The sequence below is a fragment of the Pseudomonas sp. St29 genome, assembly GCF_001547915.1.
Taxonomy (GTDB): domain Bacteria; phylum Pseudomonadota; class Gammaproteobacteria; order Pseudomonadales; family Pseudomonadaceae; genus Aquipseudomonas.
Genome location: NZ_AP014628.1, coordinates 1,569,694 through 1,594,701, shown reverse-complemented (window position 1 = coordinate 1,594,701; position 25,008 = coordinate 1,569,694). Strand labels below are relative to the sequence as shown.

Annotated in this window: 22 protein-coding genes; 5 read left to right on the top strand and 17 right to left on the bottom strand. The window is 65.5% G+C overall.

Annotation, left to right across the window (positions count from 1 at the left end):
• The first annotated feature begins 6 nt into the window (after positions 1-6).
• Positions 7-180 carry a hypothetical protein gene (locus PST29_RS32095; RefSeq protein WP_159426269.1) on the top strand — a complete coding sequence of 58 codons (174 nt, stop codon included), beginning with the start codon at positions 7-9 and terminating at the stop codon, positions 178-180.
• 66 nt (positions 181-246) lie between these two features.
• On the opposite strand, the gene PST29_RS07200 is transcribed toward PST29_RS32095, so the two are convergent.
• From PST29_RS07200 to PST29_RS07160, 9 genes are all read right to left on the bottom strand, one after another.
• The gene (locus tag PST29_RS07200) at positions 247-585 is read right to left on the bottom strand and encodes a YegP family protein (RefSeq protein WP_060842706.1); all 339 of its coding nucleotides are present in this window, start codon (positions 583-585) and stop codon (positions 247-249) included.
• A 77-nt stretch (positions 586-662) separates the two neighbouring features.
• Positions 663-2,015 (bottom strand): LLM class flavin-dependent oxidoreductase, encoded by a 1,353-nt coding sequence (locus PST29_RS07195; protein WP_060842705.1) that lies wholly within the window; start codon positions 2,013-2,015, stop codon positions 663-665.
• Positions 2,008-3,435, bottom strand: a complete 1,428-nt coding sequence (locus tag PST29_RS07190; RefSeq protein ID WP_060842704.1) for an MFS transporter — start codon at positions 3,433-3,435, stop codon at positions 2,008-2,010. The genes PST29_RS07195 and PST29_RS07190 overlap by 8 nt, the downstream gene beginning before the upstream one ends.
• Positions 3,436-3,547: 112 nt before the next feature.
• Positions 3,548-4,297: a tRNA-dependent cyclodipeptide synthase gene (locus tag PST29_RS07185; protein ID WP_060837942.1), complete on the bottom strand. Its 750-nt coding sequence runs from the start codon at positions 4,295-4,297 to the stop codon at positions 3,548-3,550.
• A 4-nt stretch (positions 4,298-4,301) separates the two neighbouring features.
• The gene (locus PST29_RS07180; protein WP_060842703.1) at positions 4,302-5,078 is read right to left on the bottom strand and encodes a 2OG-Fe(II) oxygenase; all 777 of its coding nucleotides are present in this window, start codon (positions 5,076-5,078) and stop codon (positions 4,302-4,304) included.
• A 291-nt stretch (positions 5,079-5,369) separates the two neighbouring features.
• Positions 5,370-6,458 carry an aliphatic sulfonate ABC transporter substrate-binding protein gene (locus tag PST29_RS07175; protein ID WP_060842702.1) on the bottom strand — a complete coding sequence of 363 codons (1,089 nt, stop codon included), beginning with the start codon at positions 6,456-6,458 and terminating at the stop codon, positions 5,370-5,372.
• A gap of 567 nt (positions 6,459-7,025) precedes the next feature.
• A complete protein-coding gene (locus PST29_RS07170) occupies positions 7,026-9,494 on the bottom strand; it encodes a TonB-dependent receptor plug domain-containing protein (RefSeq protein WP_060837939.1) in 2,469 nt (822 codons plus the stop codon).
• A 25-nt stretch (positions 9,495-9,519) separates the two neighbouring features.
• Complete coding sequence (locus PST29_RS07165; protein WP_060842701.1) at positions 9,520-10,017, bottom strand: RidA family protein; 498 nt, start codon at positions 10,015-10,017, stop codon at positions 9,520-9,522.
• Between the two features lie 88 nt (positions 10,018-10,105).
• Positions 10,106-11,683, bottom strand: a complete 1,578-nt coding sequence (locus PST29_RS07160) for a flavin monoamine oxidase family protein (protein ID WP_060842700.1) — start codon at positions 11,681-11,683, stop codon at positions 10,106-10,108.
• Between the two features lie 322 nt (positions 11,684-12,005).
• Between PST29_RS07160 and PST29_RS07155 the strand changes: the two genes are divergently transcribed.
• Complete coding sequence (locus PST29_RS07155; RefSeq protein WP_060842699.1) at positions 12,006-13,025, top strand: MarR family transcriptional regulator; 1,020 nt, start codon at positions 12,006-12,008, stop codon at positions 13,023-13,025.
• On the top strand, positions 13,019-13,771 hold the full coding sequence (locus PST29_RS07150) for a hypothetical protein (RefSeq protein WP_060842698.1): 753 nt from the start codon (positions 13,019-13,021) through the stop codon (positions 13,769-13,771). The genes PST29_RS07155 and PST29_RS07150 overlap by 7 nt, the downstream gene beginning before the upstream one ends.
• A gap of 13 nt (positions 13,772-13,784) precedes the next feature.
• Here the strand turns inward: PST29_RS07150 and PST29_RS07145 are convergent, their stop codons facing one another.
• The 8 genes from PST29_RS07145 to PST29_RS07110 form a co-directional block, all read right to left on the bottom strand.
• Complete coding sequence (locus PST29_RS07145; RefSeq protein ID WP_060842697.1) at positions 13,785-14,978, bottom strand: dipeptidase; 1,194 nt, start codon at positions 14,976-14,978, stop codon at positions 13,785-13,787.
• A 344-nt stretch (positions 14,979-15,322) separates the two neighbouring features.
• On the bottom strand, positions 15,323-16,285 hold the full coding sequence (locus PST29_RS07140; RefSeq protein WP_060837934.1) for an ABC transporter substrate-binding protein: 963 nt from the start codon (positions 16,283-16,285) through the stop codon (positions 15,323-15,325).
• 12 nt (positions 16,286-16,297) lie between these two features.
• Positions 16,298-17,107, bottom strand: coding sequence for a class II aldolase/adducin family protein (locus tag PST29_RS07135; protein ID WP_060842696.1), 810 nt, complete (start codon positions 17,105-17,107; stop codon positions 16,298-16,300).
• 483 nt (positions 17,108-17,590) lie between these two features.
• The gene (locus PST29_RS07130) at positions 17,591-18,529 is read right to left on the bottom strand and encodes a D-isomer specific 2-hydroxyacid dehydrogenase family protein (RefSeq protein ID WP_060842695.1); all 939 of its coding nucleotides are present in this window, start codon (positions 18,527-18,529) and stop codon (positions 17,591-17,593) included.
• Positions 18,526-19,731 carry an acyl-CoA dehydrogenase family protein gene (locus PST29_RS07125; protein WP_060842694.1) on the bottom strand — a complete coding sequence of 402 codons (1,206 nt, stop codon included), beginning with the start codon at positions 19,729-19,731 and terminating at the stop codon, positions 18,526-18,528. Before PST29_RS07125 ends, PST29_RS07130 begins: the two co-directional genes overlap by 4 nt.
• The gene (locus PST29_RS07120) at positions 19,728-20,507 is read right to left on the bottom strand and encodes an ABC transporter ATP-binding protein (RefSeq protein WP_060842693.1); all 780 of its coding nucleotides are present in this window, start codon (positions 20,505-20,507) and stop codon (positions 19,728-19,730) included. The genes PST29_RS07125 and PST29_RS07120 overlap by 4 nt, the downstream gene beginning before the upstream one ends.
• A 2-nt stretch (positions 20,508-20,509) precedes the next feature.
• Positions 20,510-21,331, bottom strand: a complete 822-nt coding sequence (locus PST29_RS07115) for an ABC transporter permease (RefSeq protein WP_060842692.1) — start codon at positions 21,329-21,331, stop codon at positions 20,510-20,512.
• A 243-nt stretch (positions 21,332-21,574) separates the two neighbouring features.
• On the bottom strand, positions 21,575-22,462 hold the full coding sequence (locus PST29_RS07110) for a LysR family transcriptional regulator (RefSeq protein WP_060837928.1): 888 nt from the start codon (positions 22,460-22,462) through the stop codon (positions 21,575-21,577).
• A gap of 106 nt (positions 22,463-22,568) precedes the next feature.
• On the opposite strand from PST29_RS07110, the gene PST29_RS07105 reads away from it, so the two are divergent.
• Both PST29_RS07105 and PST29_RS07100 read left to right on the top strand, forming a co-directional pair.
• Positions 22,569-23,198: a cysteine dioxygenase gene (locus PST29_RS07105; RefSeq protein WP_060842691.1), complete on the top strand. Its 630-nt coding sequence runs from the start codon at positions 22,569-22,571 to the stop codon at positions 23,196-23,198.
• Positions 23,195-24,778, top strand: a complete 1,584-nt coding sequence (locus tag PST29_RS07100) for a rhodanese-related sulfurtransferase (protein ID WP_060842690.1) — start codon at positions 23,195-23,197, stop codon at positions 24,776-24,778. The genes PST29_RS07105 and PST29_RS07100 overlap by 4 nt, the downstream gene beginning before the upstream one ends.
• Positions 24,779-25,008 lie beyond the last annotated feature (230 nt).

Genomic DNA, 25,008 nt, shown 5'->3' with positions numbered 1-25,008 from the left:
TGGACAATGATCGAAAACGTCACCCAAGGTGCCAGGCATGCCGAGCGCCCGGTGACGGGCGCGGAGGATAAAACAAGTGATGGCATTTCGCCAGAATTCAGTCGCCAATCGGCTGGCGCCCGCCAGGGGCTCGAACCCAAGCCCGCCGCCATCGCGGGCGACCCGCTGCCACAGGGCTGATGGCGCTGCAACAAGGCCGCCTGGCCCCTGATCGGGCCAAGCGGCAAAGACCTTGTCGAACCGGGTTCAGGCGTCCGTCAGGTCCTTGATGTTGTGGCTCGGACCGTTGGCCTTGACGCTGGCGATGCCCTTGTCCCGGGCCGCCTCCGACGAATAGGTTTCACTGCTGCCGATGATCTGGTGATTGGCCGCCTTGAGATTGAAATAGGGCTTGCCGTCCTTGGCGCTCTTGCGCTCGTAGCGCTCCTCCAGGGGGCTGTTGGCCTGCACCGAGGCAATGCCGTTCTCGGCGGCCGCGCGCGTGGTGTACAGCTCGCTGGTGAGAATGGTCTCGGCGTTGGCCGCCTTGAGCAGGAAACGAAACTGGCCGCTGCTGCTTTTCTTCAACTCATACCATCCGGACATGCTGTTGCTCCTTGGGGTTTTCGATGGGCGTTGATCGATGGGCGTTGCGCCTTGAGAGTAAAGTCCCTTTCGGCGATTCAGCCATTGCCCCGCTGGCTGAAGAATCGGTTTGCCACCCGTTCCAGCCCCAGGTGTTCGCGCAGGCTGTGCCCCGTGTAGCGCTGGCGAAACAGGCCCCGGCGCTGCAGCTCGGGGGTGATCCATTGCACAAAGTCGTCGATGGCCCCCGGCAGGTGGGTGAACAGCACATTGAAGCCATCGGCGGCGTATTCCTCGTACCAGGTCGCCATCTCGTCGACGATCTGCCCCGGCGTGCCCACCAGCACCTTGTGCCCGCTGGCGGACAGGCTGCGCAGCAGTTGCGCCAGCGTTGGCCGTTCCCGGCGGATCAGCTCCACCACCAGTTGCCGACGGCTCTTGTGCCGTTCGGTGGGCGCCGCATCCGCCAACAGCGGCACCTGGGCGTCCAGGGGCAGGCTCGACAGGTCGATGCCCAGGTCCAGCAGGTAGGACAGCGCCTTGAGCTGGGCCTGCGGATCCTGCAACTCCTGCAATTGCTGGTACTTTTCCTCGGCCTCGTTGAGGCTGCGGCCCACCGTGGGGGCGATGCCTGGGAAGATTTTCAACTGCCCGGCCTGGCGGCCGTAAGCGGGAAGTCGTTCCTTGAGCCCGGCGTAGAACGCCTTGGCCTGCTCCAGGTCGGTCTGGGCGGTGAACACCAGCTCGGCGCAACGCGCCGCCAGTTCGCTGCCCGGGCCCGAGGAACCGGCCTGGGCAATCACCGGCCAGCCCTGCACCGGCCGTGGCGCGTTCAATGGCCCCTGGACCTGAAAGTGCTGCCCGTGGTGCTGCAACAGGTGCATCCGTTCCATGCGCAGCCACTGGCCGCTGGCCGGGTCCCGGGGGAAGGCATCATCGGCCCAGCTGTCCCACAGGCCACTGACCACGTCGAAAAATTCCTCGGCGCGGGCATAACGCTGGGCGTGGCTCATGGGCACGGGCTGATTGAAGTTCTCGCCGCCGATCAGCCCCGTCACCAGGTTCCAGCCGGCCCGGCCCTCGCTCAAGTGATCGAGCGAGGCAAACTTGCGCGCCAGGTTGTAGGGCTCGTTGTAGGTGGTGCTGGCGGTGGCGATCAGGCCGATGTGCCGGGTCACCACCGCCAGGGCCGGCAGCAGGGTCAGCGGGTCCCAGCGCAGGCTGTGGGAACTGCGGGCCAGCACCCGCGGATCGAGATCCCCCACCGCCACGTTGTCGTTGAGAAACAGCGCGTCGAAGCAACCTCGCTCCAGGGTCTGGGCGTAGTGCCGATAGCGCTGGAAATTCAACGAGGCATCGGCATCCGCCCGGGGATGGCGCCAACTGCCGCCGTGGGCCCCGGCGCCGGAGAGAAAGGCCCCCAGCCCCATCTGCCCGCCGCGCTCAGCCATGGCTGGCGCCCTCCTCGGCCGCCGCCACCGGACTCGGCGCGGCGCGCAGCAACAGGCTCACCGCAGCCCAGACCAACAGCGTCGCCAGCGCCAAGAACAGCATCACCCCGCGATAGCCATTGAGAAAGGCGCCCTGGGGGTCATCCAGCGGCGTGGCGGAAAAGTGGTGGAACAAGCCCACCCCCAGCGCCAGCCCGATGCCGCCGCCAACGTTGTGCAGGGTCATCAGCGAGCCCATGGCCACCGAGCCCACTGCCTGGGGCACCGAAGAAATGCCCAGCACCGTCGACGGCCCGAGAATGCTGGCCCAGCCCAGGCCCATGATGACGAAGGCGCCCAGCAGATACGCCAGTGACGTCTGGCGATCGAAGCCGGCCTGCAGCAGCGCCGACAGCACGAACAGCAGCAACCCGGCCTTGATCAACAGCGCCGGGCCCTTGCGGTCCACCAGCCGTCCCACCAGCGGCGACAGCAACGCCACCCCCAAGGTGGTGGGCAGCAACAGCAGGCCGCTGGCCTGCACCGATGCGCCACGGATCTGCGCCAGGTACAGCGGCATGACGAAGAACGCCACGCAATAGAACAGCGCCAGGCCGAAACTGGCCGCCACCCCGGCGACAAAGCGCCGGTTGGCGAACAGCTTGAGGTCGATGATCGGCGCCGCGACCCGTTTCTCCACCGCCAGGAACGCCACCAGGGCCAGCAGCGCCACGGCGATCAGGCTCAGGGTCAGGCGTGAACCCCAGCCCCAGGCTCCGCCCTGAACGATCACCAGCACCAGGCTCGGCAAGCCGATCAGCAACAGCAAGGCGCCCCAGCCATCCAGCCGCGCACCGGTCTCGGCCGAGCGCGATTCCTTAACGCTGACACTGCAGATGCCCAGGCTCAGCAGCACGAAAGGCACGTTGATCAGGAAGATCCACTGCCAGCCAAAACCACTGGTGATCAGCCCGCCCAGCACCGGCCCGACAGCCAGCCCCACGCCGTTGACCCCGAACAGCACGCCAAAGGCCTTGCCCTGTTCGGCGCTGTCGAAGGTGCTGGAGACAATCGCCCCGGAGGCGGTGTAGAGCACCGCGCAGGCCAGCCCCTGGATCACCCGGGCGCCGATCAGGGTGTCGATCTGCGTCGCCAGTCCGGCCGCCAGGGACGCCAGGCCGAACACGCTCAGGCCGATGAACAGCACCCGCTTGCGTCCATGCAGGTCGGCCAGGCGCCCCACCAGCACCATGAAACTCGACAGCGTCAGGATGAAGCCGTTGATCACCCACTGCAGGCTGTCCACCGAAGCCCCGAGATCGGCCTGCAGCGCCGGTAGCGCGGTGTTGACGATGGTGAAATCCACACAGCCGAGAAAACTGGCGATGCTCACACCGAGCAATGCCCACCACTTGCGTTGCTGTTGCGCAAAAACGCTCATGGAAACTCCTTGTCAGTCAAAAAAAACCGCTCTGCAGGCGCCCGCTTGCCGGCGAACAGGCCCTTGAGTCCTGCATCGCTGGCAAGCCACCTCCTGCATTGATCGCGGCGGGTCAGATGGCGATGGCGCCGCTGGTCCAGTTGGGGTGAATGGCGCCGGGCAAGGTGAACGGAATCGGAATCCCGCGCTTCTTGAACTTCAGCGGCAGCCAGCGCACCCGGTCCGGGCTGTGGGGTTCGATCAGCAGTTCGCGGCTGGTGGCCATGGCGCTGGTCATCTGCTGCGGATAGAGCACGTAGTGGTAACCCTCGTCGGCCCACAGCGGCAGAATGATCGGGATTTCCTCAAGGATGTATTCCCGGCACTGGGCCGCCGCCCGTTCGATGTCCGCCTGTTCATCGCGCAGGCGCAGGCGCTCGGTGAACACGTTGATGGTGCTGTCGATGGCCTGGCGCAATTCCTCGCGCTGCTGATAGATCTGGTCCAGTTGCTGGCGCAACTCGGCGTAACGGTCGCTGGCCAGCTCCTGGTTCCAGCGGGTGATGTGGTACGGCACCCGCAGGCCGTCGAGGATGCTCTGGTTGCGCGCCAGCCAGGCATCGCCGTCGCGGATCGACGCCGACAGCGCCTCGCCGGGGGATTTGCCGTGCTTGTTGTGACGTTGCAGGGTGTCGGCGACCACCACCTTGACGTGGCTGAAGCCGGACTGGTTGATCAGGTGGATGGTGGACCGCAGCTTCTGGTCCTCGTGGTATTCCTGGCCGACGCTGACCGCCAGGACCACGCGCTTGCCGTCGAATTCGTGCTCCTCGCCGCCCTTGTTGAAGTAGGCCTTGAGGTTGATTTCCTGCACCTTGCTCATGAGTTCAGCTCCAGTAGGCCAAAGGCTGGTGTTCGCCGTAGTAACCGATAAAGACCCCGAGGGTGACCCGGGTGCTGCTGGCCGAAGGGCGGACCGCGTGGATCAGCCGTGGGTTGAGCAGGATCAGGTCGCCGGGCTCGGGCTTGACCACGAAGTCCGGCGGCGGCAACAGGTGGCGCTCGATGCCGTAGGCCCGCTCGCCCTTGAGGCGGTTGTATTCGTCCTCGTCCGGCTCGATGCCCCAGATCTCCAGTTCACCGCCGTCCTCGGGGATCTCCAGGTAGATGTTGGTCGACAGCTGGGTCAGCAGCGGCGGGCTGTGGCCCTCGGGGGCATTGCGTTCGAGCTTGTCGGTGTGGGGCGTGAGATCGACCCCCGAGCCCTGGAAACGGGCGATGCCGACGAAGCATTTCTGCCCGTCCACCTGCAGCAGGTGCGCACCCTGGGGCCAGACCTCGTCGAGCAACAGGCGCAGCTCGTCGATGGGCGAGGCCAGGGGCCGGAACAGGTTGCGGATCTTGCGGATGTTGGGCAGGGCCAGGGCGTGGTATTCGGCCCGGCTCTGTTCATCCTGGATCTCGATATAGGCCTTGCCGATCCGGACAAACTCCTGCTGCTGGCTGAAGGCACTGCGCAGTTCCTGCCGGTAAAGATGCTCCCGCGCCACCTGCAAGGTATCCGGTGGGCAGAAACCTTTGAGCTGAACGCCGTAAGAGCGTTTTTCCACAACATCGAGGATATGCCGCGCTTCAAATTTGTCGGCAGTAGTGACTGTGAACATGCAAGCTCCCTTATTCCCTGGAAGTAGCGACGAAGTACAAGACTGGCAGAACGTAATAATTTGTTTCAGGGCCACCTTATGCAGTTGGCAAGACCTTGTGAAATACCCTTTACCTCTAATATCCAAACTTAAAAATGTATCGAAAATCAGGCAAATAGCGGCCATTACCGACAACTTCAACGGTCTTCGCGAACACTATTAAATTTGCTGATAGTTAAGTTAAACAGCGGACATTATTGAAGGGATATTTATTCATTCCTCCCGAGCTTAATTAATAAAAACGCCATCAATTCATTCAACTTCATTGAACTGTTCGTCCATGTAAGCCGCCGCATCGAACGACTTCTGGATGATGCCTTCCTCGCGATACAGATCAGCGGTGTGCTGCACGTCCGCCACCACCGACGGGCCCACGGCAATGCGTCGGGGCACGGAGTAGCGGTTGGAGCGTTCATGGACCTCTACCGGCAGGCCGCTGTAGCCGGCCTGGATGCGGGAAAACTCGGCCTGATGCTGATTGGCCCAGGCATAGGCGCGATCCAGGCGCCGGAGGAAATCGGCAATCTGTGCCGGCTTGTCATGGATCGCCTGATCATTGGCCACCAGCAGCATGTGCCCGGCGAACAGGCCCTCGCCACTGACCAGCACCCGGGTTCCACCGTCCATCTGCACCATGCTGGTGTAGGGGTCCCAGGTCGACCAGGCGTCGGCCTGACCGTTGCTCAGCAAACTGCGGGACTCGGCCGGCTGGAGAAAGATGAACTGCGCATCCGCGCCGTGCAGGCCGACCGAACGCAGCGCCGCCAGGGCCAGGAAATGGCCGATGGAGCCGCGAGTGGTGGTGATGCGCCGGCCCTTGAGGTCGGCGGCATCCCGAAGCGGCGAGTCGTCCCTGACCAACAGCGCCACCGCTGTGGGCGTGACCTTGAGCTTGATCACCCCCACGGTCTTGATCGGCGCCCCGGCGGCCGCGGCGAACACGAACGGCGCGTCCCCCAGGCTGCCGATGTCCACCGCCCCCGCGGCCAGGGCCTCGGCGGTGGGCGCAGCGGCGGCAAAGGACGCGAACTCGATGGGGTACGGCACCTGCTCCAGTTCGCCGGCGGCCTGCAATAGAATCTTCAGCGACTGCTTCTGGCTGGAGACCCGCAACGCCGGCTGCGCCAGGGCAGTGCCCAGCCACAAACACAACACCAGCCCTTGTAGGAGCCGGCTTGCCGGCGAATGGCCCCTCAACCCTGCACCCGTCATGCGGCCGCCTTCGCTGGCAAGCCAGCTCCTACGAGGTGGATGGCTGGCGTGCTTCAGAACACCAGGCTGACACAGCAGCCGTAGGAGCCAGCTTGCTGGCGAACAGCCCCTCAACCCTGCACCCCTCATGCGGCCGCCTTCGCTGGCAAGCCAGCTCCTACGAGGTGGATGGCTGGCGTGCTTCAGAACACCAGGCTGACACAGCGGCCGTAGGAGCCAGCTTGCTGGCGAACAGCCCCTCAACCCTGCACCCGTCATGCGGCCGCCTTCGCTGGCAAGCCAGCTCTTACGAGAGTCATCGTGGTCATGCTCAGAACACCAGGCTGACACAGCGGCCGTAGGAGCCAGCTTGCTGGCGAACAGCCCCTGAACCCTGCACCCGTCATGCGGCCACCTTCGCTGGCAAGCCAGCTCCTACGAGGTGGATGACTGGCGTGCTTCAGAACACCAGGCTGACACAGCGGCCGTAGGAGCCAGCTTGCTGGCGAACAGCCCCTGAACCCTGCACCCGTCATGCGGCCGCCTTCGCTGGCAAGCCAGCTCCTACGAGGTGGATGGCTGGCGTGCTTCAGAACACCAGGCTGACACAGCGGCCGTAGGAGCCAGCTTGCTGGCGAACAGCCCCTGAACCCTGCACCCGTCATGCGACCGCCTTCGCTGGCAAGCCAGCTCCTGCGAGAGTGATCGTGGTCATGCTCAGAACGCCAGGCTGACGCGGCTGTAGTAATAGCCACCGCCCAGGCCATAGGGCGAGAACATCCCGTATTCATAGGTCCCCGCCCAGGCCTTGAGGCCGATCTTGTCCGGGTACACGTCGAACAGGTTGTTGGCGCCCACCGCCACGGTGAGGTTCTGGGTCACGTCGTAGGCCACGTCCAGGTCGGTGATCCACTTGGCGCTGTAGGTGCGGTCGTTGGCCGGGATGTTCGAGCCTTCGGTGTACTCGCCAAAGCGGGTCAGCTGCAGGTTGGTGGTCCAGTCGCCGACCTTGTAGTTGGTGGACAGGATCCACTTGTCCTTGGGTGTGGATTTAGTCAGGTCGATCTGCTGCTGGCGGTCGAACAGCACATAGCCGGCCCCCAGGCGCGACAGCGCCGCCGGGGTGTCCGCCAGGTCGCGGATGGTGGTCTTGTTGTGGTTGTAGGCCAGGCTCCACTTGGCCGTGCCGTACTCGCCGAACGACTGGCTGTAGTCCGCCACCAGATCGACGCCCTTGGTCCGGGTGTCGGCGGCGTTGGTGTAGTACTGCCCGGCGAGGTTCGGCGACAGGCCGTTCTCCACCAGGATCTGCGACACCGCCGGGCCCTTGAGGATGCCGGTCTGGAGGATGCGCTTGTCGATGTCGATCAGGTAGAAGTCGGCGGTCAGGCGCAGGCGTTCGGTGGGTTCGGCGGTGAAGCCCAGGCTGTAGTTGCGCGAGGTTTCCGGCTCCAGGTCCTTGGCTCCAAGGGCAATGGCTTCCGGCGAGTTGGGGCGCATCTGCTTGGTGCGCACCGAGCTGGTGGTGCCGCCCGCGCCGAACTGGGTCACGGTGCTGGTGGTGGAGAACACGCTCTGGGCCAGGGACGGCGCGCGGAAGCCGTTGCTCACCGCCGCGCGCACCGCGTAGCCGGGGAGGAACTCGTAGCGCGTGGTCAGCTTGCCGCTGGTGGTATCGCCCACCCCGAGGTTGTACTTCTCATAGCGCGCCGCCGCGCCGACGTACCAGTTGGGGGTGATGTTCAGGCCCAGGTCCACATAGGCCGCCTCGCTGTGACGCTTGAGGCTGTAGGCGTCTTCCGGGGTGGTGCCGTTGACCGAGAACAGCCCCGGGTCCGGCACCACGCCGGCAAAGGGGCCGGTGGCCGGCACATAGCTGCCCTGGTTGTAGGAATTGGGTTCGCCCTCCTCCAGGGCGTATTTCTCCCAGCGGTATTCCACCCCGAAGGAGGTTTCCAGCGGGCTGCTCCAGCCGATGTCCAGGGCCCGGGAGAAGTCCAGGTTGTTGGTCCACTGGTCGAACACCAGATTGCCCAGGTGGAAGTCGTGCTGACCGTAGGGGCCGTTGGAGATGTTCAGGTTGTTGGCGGTGTCCAGCACCCCGCGGTCCTTGCCGTAGGTGCTGGACAAATCCCAGTCCCAGCCGCCCGCCAGGCCCTTGGCGCCGCCGGCGACCTGGAAGTCGGTCTCGCGGATTTCCCGCCGCGCCTGGCCGCCATTGGGGTACGGCGCATTGGGCACCCCCGCCAGGCTGGTGATGTCGGTGGGCTTGCGATGGCCCAAATCCTTGTTGCTGTTGCGGTAGCTCAGGGTGGAAAACGAATACAGCTTGAGGTCGTCGGCCAGGGGCAGCTCGGCGTTGTAGGCCAGGCTGGTGGTGCGGTCGCGGCCCAGGCCGTATTCGGTGCCCCAGCCCTGGCGATTGCTTTCTCGCGGGTCCGGCGAGCCGTCGGCCTGCTTGAAGTACAGCTGGCCGCTGGCGGCGCTGGAGCGCTCGTAGGGCTCCTGGATCTTGGCGTCCCAGGACAGGTTGAAGAAGCCGCCGTCCTCCCCCAGCTTGTTGCCCCAGTTGAAGGCCTCGTGGCCGGTGGTGCCGTCGCCGTCGTAGTACTGGCCCAGGGTGGTGTCCGAGGTCAGGCCCTCGGCGTTGCGCTTGAGGATGATGTTGATCACCCCGGCGATGGCGTCGGAGCCGTACTGCGCAGCAGCACCGTCGCGCAGTACTTCGATGCGCTCGATGGCGGCGGTGGGAATCAGGTCCAGGTCCACCGGCACCGAGGCGTTGCCGACCCGGGCCCCGTTGTTGATCAGCGCCGAGTTGTGCCGGCGCTTGCCGTTGATCAGCACCAGCACCTGATCGCCGCCCAGGCCGCGCATGCTCACCCCGCGCACCAGGAAGGCGGTGCCGCCGCCGTTGATGGTGGGCACGTTGAACGACGGCAGCAGGCGCCCGAGCATTTCTTTCAGGCCGTTCTGGCCGATGCTGCGCAGCTGTTCGCTGTCGATCACATCGATCGGCGCCGGGCTGTTGGTGACGGTGCGCTGCTGGCTGCCGCGCACGCCGGTGACCACTACGGTGCCGAGGGTTTCATCGGCGGCCAGCAGCTCCACCGGGGTTGCCAGGCTCAGCAGGCCAAGGCTCAGGGGCGCGGCGCCGAGAACGATTTTATGCAAGGACATACTCATGACTTCAGATCCTTTGACAGGCGCCTCAGCGCGCTCGGGCGGCGACGGTTTCGACTTCGATCAGGGCCCCGGGCAGTACCAGCCCCGCCACTTGCACCGTGGTCCGGGCGGGTTTGAGCGGCTGTTTCTCGGTGCCGAAAAACTCGCGAAAGGCCACTTGCAGGCCGTCAAAATCCAGCTTGCCGCCCAGGGCCGGATCGCCCACCAGGTAGATCCGCAGCTGCACCACATCCCCCAGGGTCAAGCCCTGGCCGGCGAGGATCGTCTGCACCTTGCGCAGCACCTCGCGGGCCTGGCTCTCGGTGTTGCCGGCGGCGTGGATCTGTTCCTTGGGCGCCTTGGGGTCCACCGGGTCCGGCAGCAGGCCGGAGAGGTAGGTCACCTCGCTGTTGGAGGGCAAGGTCACCGATTGCAGGATCGGCGAATGGGGATAGGTGGACGGCACGCGCTGGATCCCCGCGGCCCAGCTGCTGCTGGCGGCGCACAACAGCCCCAGCCCTACGACGGTGTTTTTCAAAGACATGCAAAGACGCTCCAAGGTTGTGTTTGCCAGCCTCGGAGGTCCGCTACCCGGCAATGGGTGACTACTGTTTTATGAGTGCTCGGCTTTTTCAGGCCGTTTGCTGTAGCGACGAGCCTTGCGCCCGTTGAAAAAGGTGGCGCACCACGCGCCGCGCGGCGCCGGCGGCGGCTTCCTGCCAGATGCCCACGCCGCTGTGGGCCAGGCCATCGCTGGTCAGGTAGACCCGGCCCTGGGGCTGGTTGAGCAGGCTGTAGTCCGGCTCGGCCACTTCATGGCTGATCCAGGGGCCGAAGTTGTAGGGGATCTTGCCCCAGGCAATCACCAGCGGCTTGCGCAGTTCATGGCCATGGCCGGGGTGCAGCAACTCCACCGCCTGACGGGAAATCTCGATCTGCTGGGCCAGGCTTTTCTCCCCGAAGCGTCGCGCGGTTTCACCGTTGTTGTAGGCCGCCACCAGCACCCCCTCGGCCTGGTTGAAACCGCCGCTGGGGTACCACAGCCCGGAAGCCTCCTGGTTGATGAACGACAGCCCGCCGTAGATCTGGTACTGGCTTTCCCAGAAGCGCCGCGACTGCCAGGCCACCTTGTTGGCGTAACCGAACTGCACCGCGCCGATGGCCTGACGCACCGGGGCGCTGAAGTTGTTCTCGACCTTGGCCAGCAGCGGCAAGGGCAGGGAGCTGATCACGTAGTCGGCCTTGAGGCTCTGGGTGCGGCCGCTGCGGCGATCCAGGTAGACCACCTCGGCACCGTCGGCCCGGTTGGTGATGGAACGCACCTCGCTGTGCAGCCGCAACTGCCCTTGCAGACGCCGGGCAAAGGCCTGGGGGATGCGATCCATGCCACCCACCGGCTGGAACATGGTGGGCGAGAATTCCGGGTATTCATCGATCATCAGCGCCGTGGTCAGCGCCGGGTTGAGCAGGGTCTGCAACGGCAGCGGGTCGTTCTTCTGCGCCAGCTGGTCACCGGCGCCGGGCCAGACCTTGTAGCCCGAGCGGGCCGATCCCAGGTATTCGAGCTTGTCGGAAAGGTCGCCCCAGGTTTTCAGAAAGCTCAGCAGGTTGCTGCGATCGGCAGCCGTCAGCTCCTGGTCCAGGGCATGCCGGTTGACCGCCTTGGCCAGCAGTTCGGAAAAATGCCCGCGGCTGTCGTTGACCGCCTGACGGATCTGCAACGCCGGCTGATTCAGGTCCGGCCGCACCAAGGCATTGCGGCTGGTGTTGACCAGCACCTCCAACTCCACCCCCAGCTCGCGGCAGTAGCCGAGCATCAACTGGTGATGGCTGGGCAGGCGGCCGGCCCCGGCATTCAGGTAGAAGCCGTCGTCGAACTCGGCGACCTGCACACTGCCGTCGCTGTACTCCACCCGATCGCCGCCGCGCACCGTCCAGTTGCGCCCGCCGACCCGGTCCCGGGCTTCGAGCAGCGTGACCTTGAACCCGGCCTTGTTCAGTTCATAGGCACTGACCAGGCCACCGATCCCGGCGCCGATCACCACCACCGAAGCGCCCTTGCCCACCGCCGCGCTGGGCAGCGACGCATAGTTCTCCTCGAAGGCCTCGGCATTGCCCGAGCCGCCGAACAGGCCCATGACCGCGCTCGCCGCCTGGACCCCGCCGACAGCGGCGATACGGGCGATCAATTGTCTTCTGGTCAGTGGCATGCCAGCGCTCCCTGCTGCGAATGGATAGTGCGTTCGGTTATAGCCCGCGGACTTATGCAGTCACTTGGGTCTATGGGAAGCCATCCTAGGGGCGCTCATTTAATAAGAGAAATACATTTTAAGCATATGCAAATATTACTTTGTTTCATATTCAGACACGCAAATACTGCACAAGACGCATGAACAACAGTGACTAGCCAGTCGCAGGACAATCCACCTCGGCCCGCGGGTCTACACCGGGAAAAACCGTTTGTAACGTATTTATTGAACAGTAACATTTTCAATGTTACCGTTCTTAAATCATGTTAAAAGGACACCGACCATGAACCCCGAACTCCAGCACAGGGCTCCCCAACTGCCTGCGCTCGCCTCCTACATCGAGACGGTGCTCGGCGATACCCCAAGCTTCAGCGCCTGGGATCAAGCCCCCAACCTTCCCTACTACCTCAACAGCCACTATTGCCTCCTGCACATGACCCTGCTCGGACAAGCCTGCGTGGTCTTGCTGGAGAACCCGCAGCAAGCGGCCAGCTTGCCGGACGTGAAAAAGCACATGGATACGCTGCGCAAGCTGACCCAGGCCCCCCTGATCTTCGTGGCAGAGGCCCTGGCCTCCTATGAGCGCAAGCGCCTGATTGACAAGGGCGTGCAGTTCATCGTCCCCGGCAACCAGCTGTTCATCCCCGAACTGGGGCTTGATCTGCGGGAGTACTTCCGCGCTCGACAGGAAAAAATCACGCTCATGAGTCCGGCCACCCAGGCCATGCTGATCCACCTGTTGATGAATCCCTCGCCGCCCTCGTTGCAGTTGTCCCAATCGACGCTGGGCTACCCGTTCAAGTACTCCAAGATGACCGTTTCCCGCGCCGTCAAAGAGCTGAAAGATCTGGGTTTGATCGTGGTACACAACGACCGGCAAGCCCATATCGAGATCCAGGTTTCGTCGCATCAACTCTGGGAAGACGCCAGGAAGCACATGCGCTCCCCCTTGAAAAAGACCCTGTGGCTGAACCAGATCCCGCACTTGAATCACACGCCACTGCTATTGGCAGGCGAGTCGGCGCTGCACGAGCACAGCCTGCTGATGGAACCCCGGCTGCCGGTTTACGCCTGCTCCAGTGAAACCCTGGCCACGCTCCTGAAGGACTGCCTGGCGCTGAGCGAAGTTGCCCCCGAGGACGCCGTCTGCGCATTGCAGATCTGGTCCTACGAACCCACCGTCTATGCTCGGACAAAGGATGGCTGTGTCGATCCTTTCTCGCTGCTCCTGAGCTTGCAGGACAGCAAGGATGAAAGGATCCAGATCGGCTTGAGCCAAGTGGAAGGAGACTTGAAATGGTAAGGGGGCTGGACCGCTTCCGTGAGTACTTCACCGACTACGCCGACCGCTACGTGATGATCGGAGGCGTGGCCGCCTACCTGAGCATGGAAGAAGCCGGCCAGGCGTTCAGAGCTACCCGAGACCTGGACATCGTCCTGATCATCGAAGCGCTGGACCCTTCGTTTGTCGCTCGGTTCTGGGAGTTCATACGAGCCGGCGGTTATCAGATCAAGCAACGCAATGACCAAAGGCCGATTTTCTATCGCTTCATGGCTCCGGCCGATACCCGCTTCCCTGTACAGATCGAACTGTTCTCACGCAGCCCGGAAGGCATCGATCTGGCCGAGGGCGCGACCTTGAGTCCTATTCCTGTCGACGAGGCCGTCTCAAGCCTTTCGGCCATCTTGCTCAACGACCAGTACTACGACTTTTTACTCGCAGGCATGCAGCAGATCGACGCTATCACCCACATCGGGGCGGACCGGCTGATTCCCCTCAAGGCCCATGCCTGGCTGAACCTGACCGAGCGCCAGGGCAAGGGGGAGCAGATCGACAGCAGGAACATTCGCAAACACCGTAACGATGTCTTGAGCCTCTCGGTCCTGCTTGCTCCCCACTCAACCCACCTGCCCGGCCCAATAGCTGAAGACCTGCAGCAGTTCCTGCGGCAACTGGCCGAACAAGCCGTGGATCCTGCCGCCATAGGGCTGACAGAAAGCCTGCAACAGATGATTTGGCGAATCAGACAAGCCTTTCATCTGGCCTGAAACAGTCAGCCTCCTAACCAGCGCTAGCGGCCTGCGCCGCAGCAAGCACCCGCAGCAGATTCCCACCCCAGATCTTCACCAGATCCGCTTCGCTGTAACCCGCCGCCAGCAGGCGTTCGGTGATTCGCGCCAGCTGCGTCACATCCTCCAGCCCCTGCACCCCGCCGCCGCCATCCCAGTCGGCACCGATGCCCACATGGTCCGGCCCCACCACGTCCAGGATGTGCAGCAGATGGCGCATGTAGTCGTCCAGGCTGGCCCTGGGCTGCGGGTAACGCGCCTCGACCTGGCGAATGCGCTCGGCCAGGTCCGCCACCTGCCCGGGGCTCAAGCTCGCCGCCAGGCGAAACTCGCGGTACAGCGGCCCCAGGGCCTTGTCGCGCTCGGGGTTGGGCGCGTGGTTGATCAGGTCGCTGGGGAAGCTGTTGACCTGCACCACTCCGCCCCTGGCCGCCAGCTGGCGCAGGCGCCGGTCATCCAGGTTGCGCGGATGGGCGGTGATCGCCCGGCTGCTGGAATGCGAGGCAATGATCGGTGCCGTGGACAGGGCCAGGACCTGGTCGAATACCTGGTCCGAGGCATGGGACACGTCCAGCAGGATGCCCAGGCGATTGGCCTCGGCCACCAGTTCGCGCCCCGCCGGGCTCAGGCCGTGCCACTGCGGCAGGGCGGTGGCGGAGTCGGCGAAATCGTTGTTGGCCGAGTGCACCAGGCCGAGCATGCGCAGGCCCTGGCGGTAATAGGTGTGCAAGCGGGCCGGATCGGCGGCCAGGGGCTCGGCGTTCTCCATGCTGATGAAGACCACTCGCTGGCCACGGGCGACGATGGCCGGAACATCGCTGGCCTGCAGGGCCAGGGCGAAATCATCGGGGTGGGCGGCGATCAGGTCGCGGATCCGCGCCAGCACCGCCAGCCCATGTTCGCTGGCCAGGGTCCGGCCCTCGGCGTTGAGCGGGCCCTGTGGGGTGAAGATGGCCCAGAACCCGCCGTCCAGCCCGCCCTCTTTCATCCGTGGCAGATCGACCTGGGACAGGTCGTCCCGATAGTCATGGCGCTGAGTGATGTCCCACCCGGGGCGGGCCAGTTGCATCGGGGTATCGAGGTGGCTGTCGAGCACCGTCAGGCGCTGGTGCAACGATGGCGCCGGGCTGGCGGCCAGCGCCCAGGGGCTGACCAGCGCCAGACACAGCAAGGTTCGAGAAAACATCGGGCCTCCTGGCCAATCAAAGAAATCGCCCCATCGGACCGTAGGAGCTGGCTTGCCAGCGAAGGCGGCCCCGAGATCATTGCAGGACTCAAGGGCCTATTCGCCGGCAAGCCGGCTCCCACGCAAATATCAGCATGGGCGTGTACCTGTAGGAGCTGGCTTGCCAGCGAAGGCGGCCCCGAGATCGTTGCAAGGCTCGAGGGCCTATTCGCCGGCAAGCCGGCTCCCACGCAAATATCAGCATGGGCGTGTACCTGTAGGAGCTGGCTTGCCAGCGAAGGCGGCCCCGAGATCGTTGCAAGGCTCAAGGGCCTATTCGCCGGCAAGCCGGCTCCTACAAGGGGTCAGGACCAGTGGAAGCTGCGGTCCCACAGCCCGGAAACATCCAGCTGCTGGGGCAGGACGCCGGCTTCGAAAAACAGGTCGGCCACGTCCTGCTGGGATTTCACCGCCGCGTCGTCCACCGGTTGCAACAGTCGTGGGCCGCTCTGGGCGCGGTATTGGGCCAGGAACACTTCCCGGGGCATGCCAAGAATCTTGGCGCTCTTGGTGGCCCATTCCTCGGGATGGCTGGCGATCCATTGCCAGGCGCGGTATTCGCGCAGGATGTAGTCGGTGATCGCCGCGTGCTTGAGCGGGTCGGCAATGCTGTTCTGGTTGGCGGCGATCACGTAGTTGCCGGACAGGTAGCCCTGGCCGGTCTTCAGCACCCGGGCCCCGGCCCGCAGTTCCGCCAGCTGGATGAAGTAGCCGAAGCTGACCCAGGCATCCAGGGCGCCGTTCTGGAAGGCGGCGAAACCGTCTTGCGGGGTCAGCGCCATGGGCACGATGTCGGCAAAACCCAGGCCCTGTTCCTTCAGTGCCTTGAGCAGAAAGTAGTGCGAGCTGGTGGAGCGGATGTAGCCGATGCGCTTGCCCTTGAGCTCGGCCACCGACTGCACCGCAGAGCCCTTGGGCACGATGAAGGCCTGATTATTGACGTCACCGGTGAGCACCGCGATCAGCTTCACCGGGGCGTGGTTCTTGATGCCGAAGATCGGCGGGATCTCGCTCATCGGCGAGATGTCCAGGGTGCCGCTGACCAGGGCCTCGAAGCTCAGGTTGCCGCCGGTGAACTCGGCGTACCTGACCTTGTAGGGCGGCGGCTCGATGCCCGCCTCGGCAAAGAAGCTCGGCGCCGCGCCCTTGTAGGTGGCGACATTCAGGGTGACTCCGGATAGATCCACGGCGGCCCCCAGGCCCAGGCGCGGCAAGGCGGCGGCCAGGCCGGCCAGGGCCGAGAGTTGGAGAAAGTGACGACGCTGCATGGGCAAGGGTCCTTAATCGAGAAAATCCGGTTCTTCACGCACGATCCGTTCGCGGTAAGGCTGGAAGCTGAACCAGCCGCCGAACTCGGTGCCGACCTGGCGCGCGGTGTGGCGCGCCACCTCGTGGGGAATGAGTCGCGGGGTGCCGGCGGCTTCCGCCAGCAGCTGGGTCTGGGCGGCGTTGTCCATGGCGATGAAGCGCCACACCGCCGCCTCGACGGTTTCGCCCACGGTCAGCAGGCCATGGTTCTGCAGGATCAGCGCCTTGTGCCCCAGCAGCGCGGCGGCGATCCGCGCGCCTTCGCTGGCCTCCAGCACCACCCCGGAGAAGTTGTCGAACAGCCCGTGCTTCTCGTAAAAGGCGCAGGCGTCCTGGGTCAGCGGGTCCAGCAGACGCCCCAGGCTCGACCAGGCCTTGCCGTGCAACGAATGGGCATGGGCCGCGGCCACCACTTCGGGATGGGCTTCGTGCAAGGCGGCATGAATGGCGAACGCGGCGAGGTTCAGCGCCCCCTCGCCTTCGATCACCGCGCCTTCGGGGTTGACCAGCAGCAGGTCCGACACCCGCACATGGCCGAAATACACCCCCACCGGGTTGACCCAGAAATGGTCCGGGCGCCCCGGGTCGCGCACGGTGATATGCCCGGCGCCCCCCATGTCGAAGCCCAGCCGGGCGAACACCCTAAAGGCCGCGGCCAGGCTTTGCTTGCGCTGCTGGCGCTCCAGCTCGACCGTGGCCTGCTGGGGCGGGTGCTCCCAGCGAAACACCGTATGGCCATCGCGGGGCAAGTCATACACCGCGGGACGAAAATGTGCGGTCATGTCCGCTCTCCTTGAAGTGGTCATCGATACCCTGCGCGCAAAGGCCCGCAGGGCCTTGCTTGGCAATCTCCCGCCAAACCTGCAGCAACCTTGAGAACCTCGCGTCCCTTCGGGCCGTTCGCAGCCTGCGGCAGCGGCTACACCTATCCCGGCCCGACATGGGCCCTGTAGCCGCTGCCGAGCCCGCGAAGCTGCGCAAAGGCCCGCAGGGCCTTGCTTGGCAATCGCCCGCCAAACCTGCAGCAACCTTGAGAACCTCGCGTCCCTTCGGGCCGTTCGCAGCCTGCGGCAGCGGCTACACCTATCCCGGCCCGACATGGGCCCTGTAGCCGCTGCCGAGCCTGCGAGGCTGCGCAAAGGCCCGCAGGGCCTTGCTTGGCAATCGCCCGCCGAACCTTCAGCGACCTCAAGCCCCCTGCGTCTCCTGCGCAGCCTGCGGCAGCGGCTACACGAAGCGCTGCAGGCCAAGGCTGGAACCGTGTATTAGTAGCCACGCTGGATCTCCACCGGGTTTTCCAGGGGTAAACCATCTCTCCAGCGCTGCAGATTGCGCCCCAGCAAGCGGGCGATATTCAGGTAGACCCGTGGCGAATTGGCCGAGGTGTGGGGCGACAGGCGAATGCCCGGGTGGCGATAAAAAGCGTGGCCCGCGGGCAGCGGTTCGGGGTCGGCCACATCCAGGCTGGCCAGGCCGATGCGCCCCGTCTCCAGGGCCTGCAACAGCGCCGACTGATCGATCAGCGCACCGCGAGCGATATTGATCAGGTGCAGCCCCGGCTTGGCCGACGCCAGGACATCGGCATCGATGATGCGTCGGGTCTGCTCGGTCAGGGGCACCGCCAGCAGCAGGTGATCGGCCCGGGCAAACAGCTGGTGCAGGTCGGCCACCGGTTCGACCCCGGGCACCTCGAAAGGCTGCGCCGAACGGCGCAGGGCCAGCACCTGCATGCCCAGGGCCTGGGCCTTGGGCGCCAGTTCGCGGGCAATGCTGCCAAAGCCGAACAGGCCCAGGGTGCTGCCGGCCACCGAGGCCAGCGGCCGTGGCTGCCAGTGTTCGGCGCGCTCGATCCACACCTGGGGCAATTGCTTGGCGGCGGCGAAGATCGCCGCCAGGGCAAACTCGGCAATGCTCTCGGCGGTGCTGCCCCGGGCGCTGGCCACCGGCAGATCCTGGAACAGCCAACGGGGGAAATAATCCAGGCCCGAGGTCACCAATTGCACGAACCCCAAGCCGAAGGGCCAGCCCGCGGGCGGCTCTGGCGCGTCACGAAAATCGGCATGGGGCGCCGCCAGCAGCACCTGAACATCCCCGGGCAGATCACTGGGCAGCCCTCGGGGCAGGCTCAGCACCTCGACGCCTGGCAGCGACTGGCGCAGTTGCTGGTTGAAGCCCTCGTCGAGCTGGCTGGCAATGCGCGTCACACCTGGGCTCCCCGGCTGGGCAAGGCAAAGGCGGCGCGGCCCACGGCGCCAAGGATCGCGTCGTTCTGCGGGGTGTGGATCCGGCTGCACAGCACATCACGGTAATGCCGCTCGATGGGGTTGCCCCGGGCCAGCCCGGGATTGCCGATGGCCTCGATGCCCAGCTCCACGGCGCTGATGGCGTTGCTGGTCACCAGGTACTTGATCTGGGTCGCCTCGCCCGGGGCGATCCGCCCTTCGGCGGCGGCATCGAGCAGCACCCGGTTGTTCAACAGCAAGGCGTCGATGCGCCCGATCAGCTCCTGGAAACGCGGCAGGCTCGACAGCGGCGCGCCGAGGTTGGCCGGGGCGCGCTGGGCCAGCCAGCCCAGCAGCCAGTCACGGGCGGCGCGGGCCACGCCGTCGTAGATCGCCGACAGCAGCACCGCCAGCCAGAGCACGCCCTTGCTGTCCAGCTCCGAGGGGCGCGGAACGTTGGCCGGCTGGATGTCCACCGCGTGCTCCATGGGCACAAACACTTCATCGAAGATCACGTCGTGGCTGCCGGTGGCGCGCATGCCCAGGTGGTCCCAGGTTTCCTCGACGCGGATGCCGGGGCTGTCGCGGTGCACCAGCCAGGTGCCGACCTGCGGCTGGGCATCGTCGCTGCGGGCCCAGACCGCCAGCCAGGTCAGCCCGGGAATGCCGGTGGAGTAGATCTTGCGCCCGCTGAGCCGCCAGCCGCCCTCGACCCGGCGCGCCAGGGTGGCCGGCAAGCCGCCCCGGGCCGGGGTGCCGAGGTCCGGCTCGACCCGCAGCGCATTGATCAGGGCGCCCTCTTGCACCGCCTCGCGCGCCACGCGCTGGCGCAGGTGCAGGGGCCAGGCGCTGTTCTGTTGCAGGCGGGTGTGCTGCAGGTACTGCATCACCAGCACCAGCGCGGTGGAAGGTTCGCCCCGGGCCACGGCGCCGATCACCCGCCGCGCCTGGGCCAGGGTCGCCTCGCTGCCGCCCAGGGCCCGGGGCACGGTCAGGGCCAGCAGGCCATGCTGGTGCAGGCGCTGCAGGTTGGCGTGGGGAAACTCGCTGTGGCGATCGTAATGGGCCGCACTGGCGGCGAACTCCTCGCTCAACTGCTGCAGCAGGTCGGCGAACTCGCTGGAGTCCGGATCAGGGACGGGACGGGACACGGACGAAGACGGTTGCACGCTGGAAAGGCTCATCGGCTGGCAGTCCTGCTCAAGGGGTGGGAGATGTCGACGGCCGGCTCGTCCTCGGTTTCCACGCCCAGCAGTTGCAGCAACCGCGCACGCAGCGGCTGGAACCCCGGGGCGGACACCTGACGCGGACGCGGCAGGCGGATCGGCAGTTGTTCGGCGATTTGCCCGTTGGCCAGCACCAGCACCCGGTCGGCCAGCAGCAGCGCCTCGTCGACATCGTGGGTCACCAGCAGCACCGCCGGGGTGTGCGCCCGCCACAGGCGGATGATCAGTTGATGCATGCGGATCCGGGTCAGGGCGTCGAGGGCGGCGAAGGGTTCATCCAGCAGCAACAGCTGCGGCTCGCGCACCAGGGCCCGGGCCAGCGCCACGCGCTGGGCCTCGCCGCCGGACAGGGTGCCGGGCCAGGCGCCCAACCGATGGGCCAGCCCGACCTCGCCCAGCGCCGCCTCGGCCCGCTCGCGGACCCCAGCCCCACGCACGCCCAGGGCAACGTTGCGCCACACGCGCTTCCAGGGCATCAGCCGTGGCTCCTGGAACACCGCGGCCATGGCCGAAGGCACCTGCAACCGGCCCTCGTCGATGGGTTCCAGCCCGGCCAGGGCCCGGAGCAAGGTGGTCTTGCCCGAACCGCTGCTGCCCAGCAGGGCGACGAACTCCCCCGGGGCGATGTTCAGGTCCAGGCTGTCGAGTACCGCCTGCCCGGCGAAACGTCGGGTCACCCCACGGCATTCGACGGCGGCGCGCACAGGGCCCGGCTGGGGCAATGACACAGTCATGGTCAGTTCCTGATAAAGGTCGGGCGCCAGGCCAGGGCGCAACGTTCGAGGCCGCGTACCAGCCCGTCGATGCCCAGGCCGAGCACGCTGTAGACCAAGAGGCAGATGACGATCACATCGGTGCGCATGAAGTCCCGGGCGTCGTTGACCAGGTAGCCGATGCCGGCGCTGGCGTTGATCTGCTCCACCACCACCAGCCCCAGCCAACTGATGCCGAAGGCGTAGCGCAGGCCGACGAAGAACGCCGGCAAGGCCCCGGGCAGGATCACGTGGACGATCAGTTCCCAGCGCTTGAGGCCGAGCAGGGTTGCCGCCTCCAGCAGCTTGGGGTCCAGGCTGCGGATGCCGGAAAACAGCGTCAGGTAGATGGGAAAGGTGGTGCCCAGGGCAATCAGGGCGATCTTCGGCGTCTCCCCAACGCCGAACCAGAGGATGAACAGCGGCACGATGGCCAGGAACGGCAGGGTGCGCAGCATCTGCATCGGCGAGTCGATGGCGATCTCGCCGCGCCGCGACAGCCCCGCCACCAGGGCCAGGACAGTGCCCAGGCTGACGCCGATGGCCAGGCCGCTGAGGGCGCGCTGGAGGGACACCCACAGGTGCCCGCCCAGCTCGCCGCTGCCGAGCATCTGCCACAGGGTGCCGCCGATGGTGCTGGGGGCGGCGATGATCCGCGCCGGCAACAGCCCGCTGCGCGACGCCAGCTCCCAGAGCAACAGCAGCAACAGCGGGCTGATCAGGCGCAGCGACAGATTGCCGAGGAACTTCACTCCGGGGCGCTCGGTCCAGCGGGCATACAAGGAGAGCGGGGCTTGCGCAGGCATTTCAACATCCCTATTTCAGCGCGTTCGAGCCCCATGCTAACTACATAAAAAACGTCCGTGAAATTCGTTTTGGTTCTAACGTAATATACAAAAAATGCATTCATCAAACAGATATATATGCAAATAAAGGATAACCCGTAGGCGCCGGCTTGCCGGCGAAAAGGCCGTAGAGCCTTGTGCCGCCTTTACCGGCACCTTCGCTGGCAAGCCAGCTCCTACCGCCGATTTGTGCCGCACCCGTGGCTAGCCGACACGAGCGGCGACCATTTCGCCGAACAGACTCACCGGCTCCTGCAGGTTGCCGAGAAAGCGCGGGTGGATCAGCCACAGGTCGATCACCGGCTTGAAGTCGCTGACCGGGACGATCTCCAGTTTGTCCCGGTGACTGCTGTTCTCCAGCAGCGGCAGCGGCACCAGACCGTAGCCCAGGCCATTGGCGATCAGCCCCAGTTGCAGCTCGGTGCCGAAGGTTTCCAGGTTGATCTGCAAGGTCAGGCCCTGGGCGCTCAAAGCCCGTTGCAGGCCGGCCCGAAAACCGCAGCCGTCGGGGTTCAGCACCCAGCCGCGCTGGTAACAGTCGGCCAGCTTGCACGAGCGTTTGCGCACCTCGCCCTTGGCCGCCACCACCACCAGATTCATGCTGCCCAGGGAGCGCCCTACCACCCCTTCGGGGAATACCTTGCCGGCGGGAAACAGCGCGGCCACCACGTCCAGTTCACCGTTCTCGACCTTGTTCAGCAGGTGGCTGCCCCAGCCGGTGGCTACCGAGGTCTGCAACTGCGGATAGAGGCTCTTGAGCTGGCTCAGGGCATCCAGCAGCACCACGTCGCCAATGGTCTGCGGCACACCGATGCGCAGGGCGCCGCTGGGGGCGCCGTCATTGGCCACCAGCTCGTTCAGGGCGTCGATGCTGCGCAGCACTTCCAGGCACTGGCCGTAAACCCGCAAGCCCATGCTGGTGGGCTTGAGCGGCTTGGTGTTGCGGTCCAGCAGTTCCACCCCCAGGGCTTCCTCGAAATTCTGCACCCGGCGGGTGATGGCCGGCTGGGTCAACTGCAGGGCATCGGCCGCCTGGCTGATGGTCTGGCAGCGGATCACCGCCACGAACGCGTTCAGATCATCTATCTTCATTCTTTTTTCGCATAATAAATGACTGGAAAAATGTTCGATAAGAATAATACCTTTTAGCTCGCCCGTGTAGTTCGCGTCCTTTGCCTTGTGTCCACGGAGGGAGCCCATGCCCCACAACGCCGCAACAGTCGCTATCGATACCCCCAACTTCGCCCGCCTGCGGGACTTCATCGCCGCCCTGGCCGAGCTGCTGGACGGCCATCCCGATGAGCCCCGGATACTGGAGCAAGGCGCCGACCTGCTGCAGCGCCTGGTGAGCCAGGACGACTGGCTGCCCGATGAATTCGCCCAGCCCGACCCGCAGCACTATCAGCAATGGCTGCTGCATGTCGACTCGCGCCAGCGCTTTTCCATCGTCAGCTTCGTCTGGGGTCCGGGGCAGCGCACGCCGATCCACGATCACCGGGTCTGGGGCCTGATCGGCATGCTCCGCGGCGCCGAGGATAGCCAGGGCTTCGAGCGCCTGGCGGACGGGCGCCTGCAACCTGCGGGGGCTCCGATTCGCCTGGTGCCGGGGCAAGTGGAAGCGGTGTCGCCACGCATTGGCGACATCCATCAGGTGAGCAATGCCTACGCCGACCGGGTGTCCATCAGCATCCACGTGTACGGCGCCAACATCGGCGCGGTACGCCGGGCCGTGTACACCGCCGAAGGTCACGAGAAGCCCTTTATCTCCGGTTATTCCAACCGCTTGCTGCCTAACCTCTGGGACTTGTCGAAGGAGCCCCCGCAATGACCGATTTCCCTACCCGCAGCCCGGCGCAGATCCGTCAGGCCCTGCTCGACCGCCAGGAAATGGCGCTGATCGACGTGCGTGAAGAGGCGCCTTTCGCCGAAGCCCACCCGCTGTTCGCGGCCAATATCCCGCTGTCGAAACTGGAGCTGGAGGCCTATGCGCGCATCCCCCGGCGCGACACCCCGATCACCCTCTATGACCAGGGCGAAGGACTGGCCCAGCGCGCCGCGAGCCGCCTGGGGCAACTGGGCTACAGCGACGTCGCCCTGCTCGAAGGCGGCCTGGACGGATGGCGCACCGCCGGTGGCGAGCTGTTCAAGGACGTCAACGTACCGAGCAAGTCCTTTGGCGAACTGGTGGAAGCCGAGCGTCATACCCCGTCCCTGGCCGCCGAGGAACTGCAGGCGCTGCTCGACCGGCAGGCCGACCTGGTGGTGCTCGATGCCCGGCGTTTCGACGAGTACCAGACCATGAGCATTCCCGGCAGCACCAGCGTGCCCGGCGCCGAGCTGGTGCTGCGGGTGCGTGAGCTGGCCCCCGATCCGCGGACACAGGTGGTGGTCAACTGCGCCGGACGCACCCGCAGCATCATCGGCACCCAATCCCTGGTCAACGCCGGCATTCCCAATCCGGTGGCGGCCCTGCGCAACGGCACCATCGGCTGGACCCTGGCCGGACAGAAACTCGAGCACGGCCAGAGTCGGCGCTTCCGGCCGGTCGACGAAGAGCGGCGGGCCGAGGCGCAAACGGCGGCACGGGCGGTCGCGGACCGGGCCGATGTGGCGCGCATCGACCTGGCCCAGTGGCGGCGCTGGCAAGCCGATCCCAAGCGCACCAGCTATCTGTTCGATGTGCGCACCCCGGAAGAATTCGCCGCCGGTCACCTGCCCGGCGCCCGTTCCACGCCCGGTGGGCAACTGGTGCAGGAAACCGATCACTTCGCCAGTGTGCGCGGTGCGCGCCTGGTGCTGGTGGACAACGACGGGGTACGGGCCAACATGAGCGCATCCTGGCTGGCCCAGATGGGCTGGCAAGTGGCGGTGCTCGACGGCCTGCGCGACAGCGACTTCAGCGTGCGCGGGCCCTGGCAGGCACCGCTGCCGGACACCGCGCCGGCCGAAGAAATCAGCCCGCGGACCCTGGCCGCCTGGCTGGAGCAGCCCGGCACCCTGGTGCTGGATTTCACTGCCAGCGCCAACTACGTGCAACGCCACATCCCCGGGGCCTGGTGGGTGCTGCCCAGCCAGTTGCAGGAATCCCTGGCCCAGTTGCCCCAGCCCGAACGCTATGTCCTGACCTGCGGCAGCAGTCTGCTGGCGCGTTTCGTGGTGCCCCAGTTGCAGGCCCTGACCCAGCGCCCGGTGTTCCTGCTCAGCGGCGGCACCGCGGCCTGGATCGACGCCGGCCTGCCCGTCGAGGAAAGCCGCCAGCAACTGGCCTCGCCGCGGATCGACCGTTACCGGCGCCCGTATGAAGGCACCGACAACCCGAAAGAAGCCATGCAGGGCTACCTGGACTGGGAATTCGGCCTGGTGGAGCAACTGCGTCGCGACGGCACCCACGGTTTCTTCGTGATCTGAGCCTTAGAGGGGGCTTTCGCTGGCACGCCAGCTCCTACAGGCCTGCTTCCCCTTGTAGGAGCCGGCTTACCGGCGAAGAGGCCGCAAGCCTGGCATCGCTCGCAAGGTCGCCTTCGCTGCAAGCCCGCTCCTGCGAGGAGGGGTATTTCGGACGCGTAGGCGGTGCCGGTTGATCGTCACTCTGCCAAAGTGACAAATAGCAATAATTCTCGATATCATTCGCGACCTTG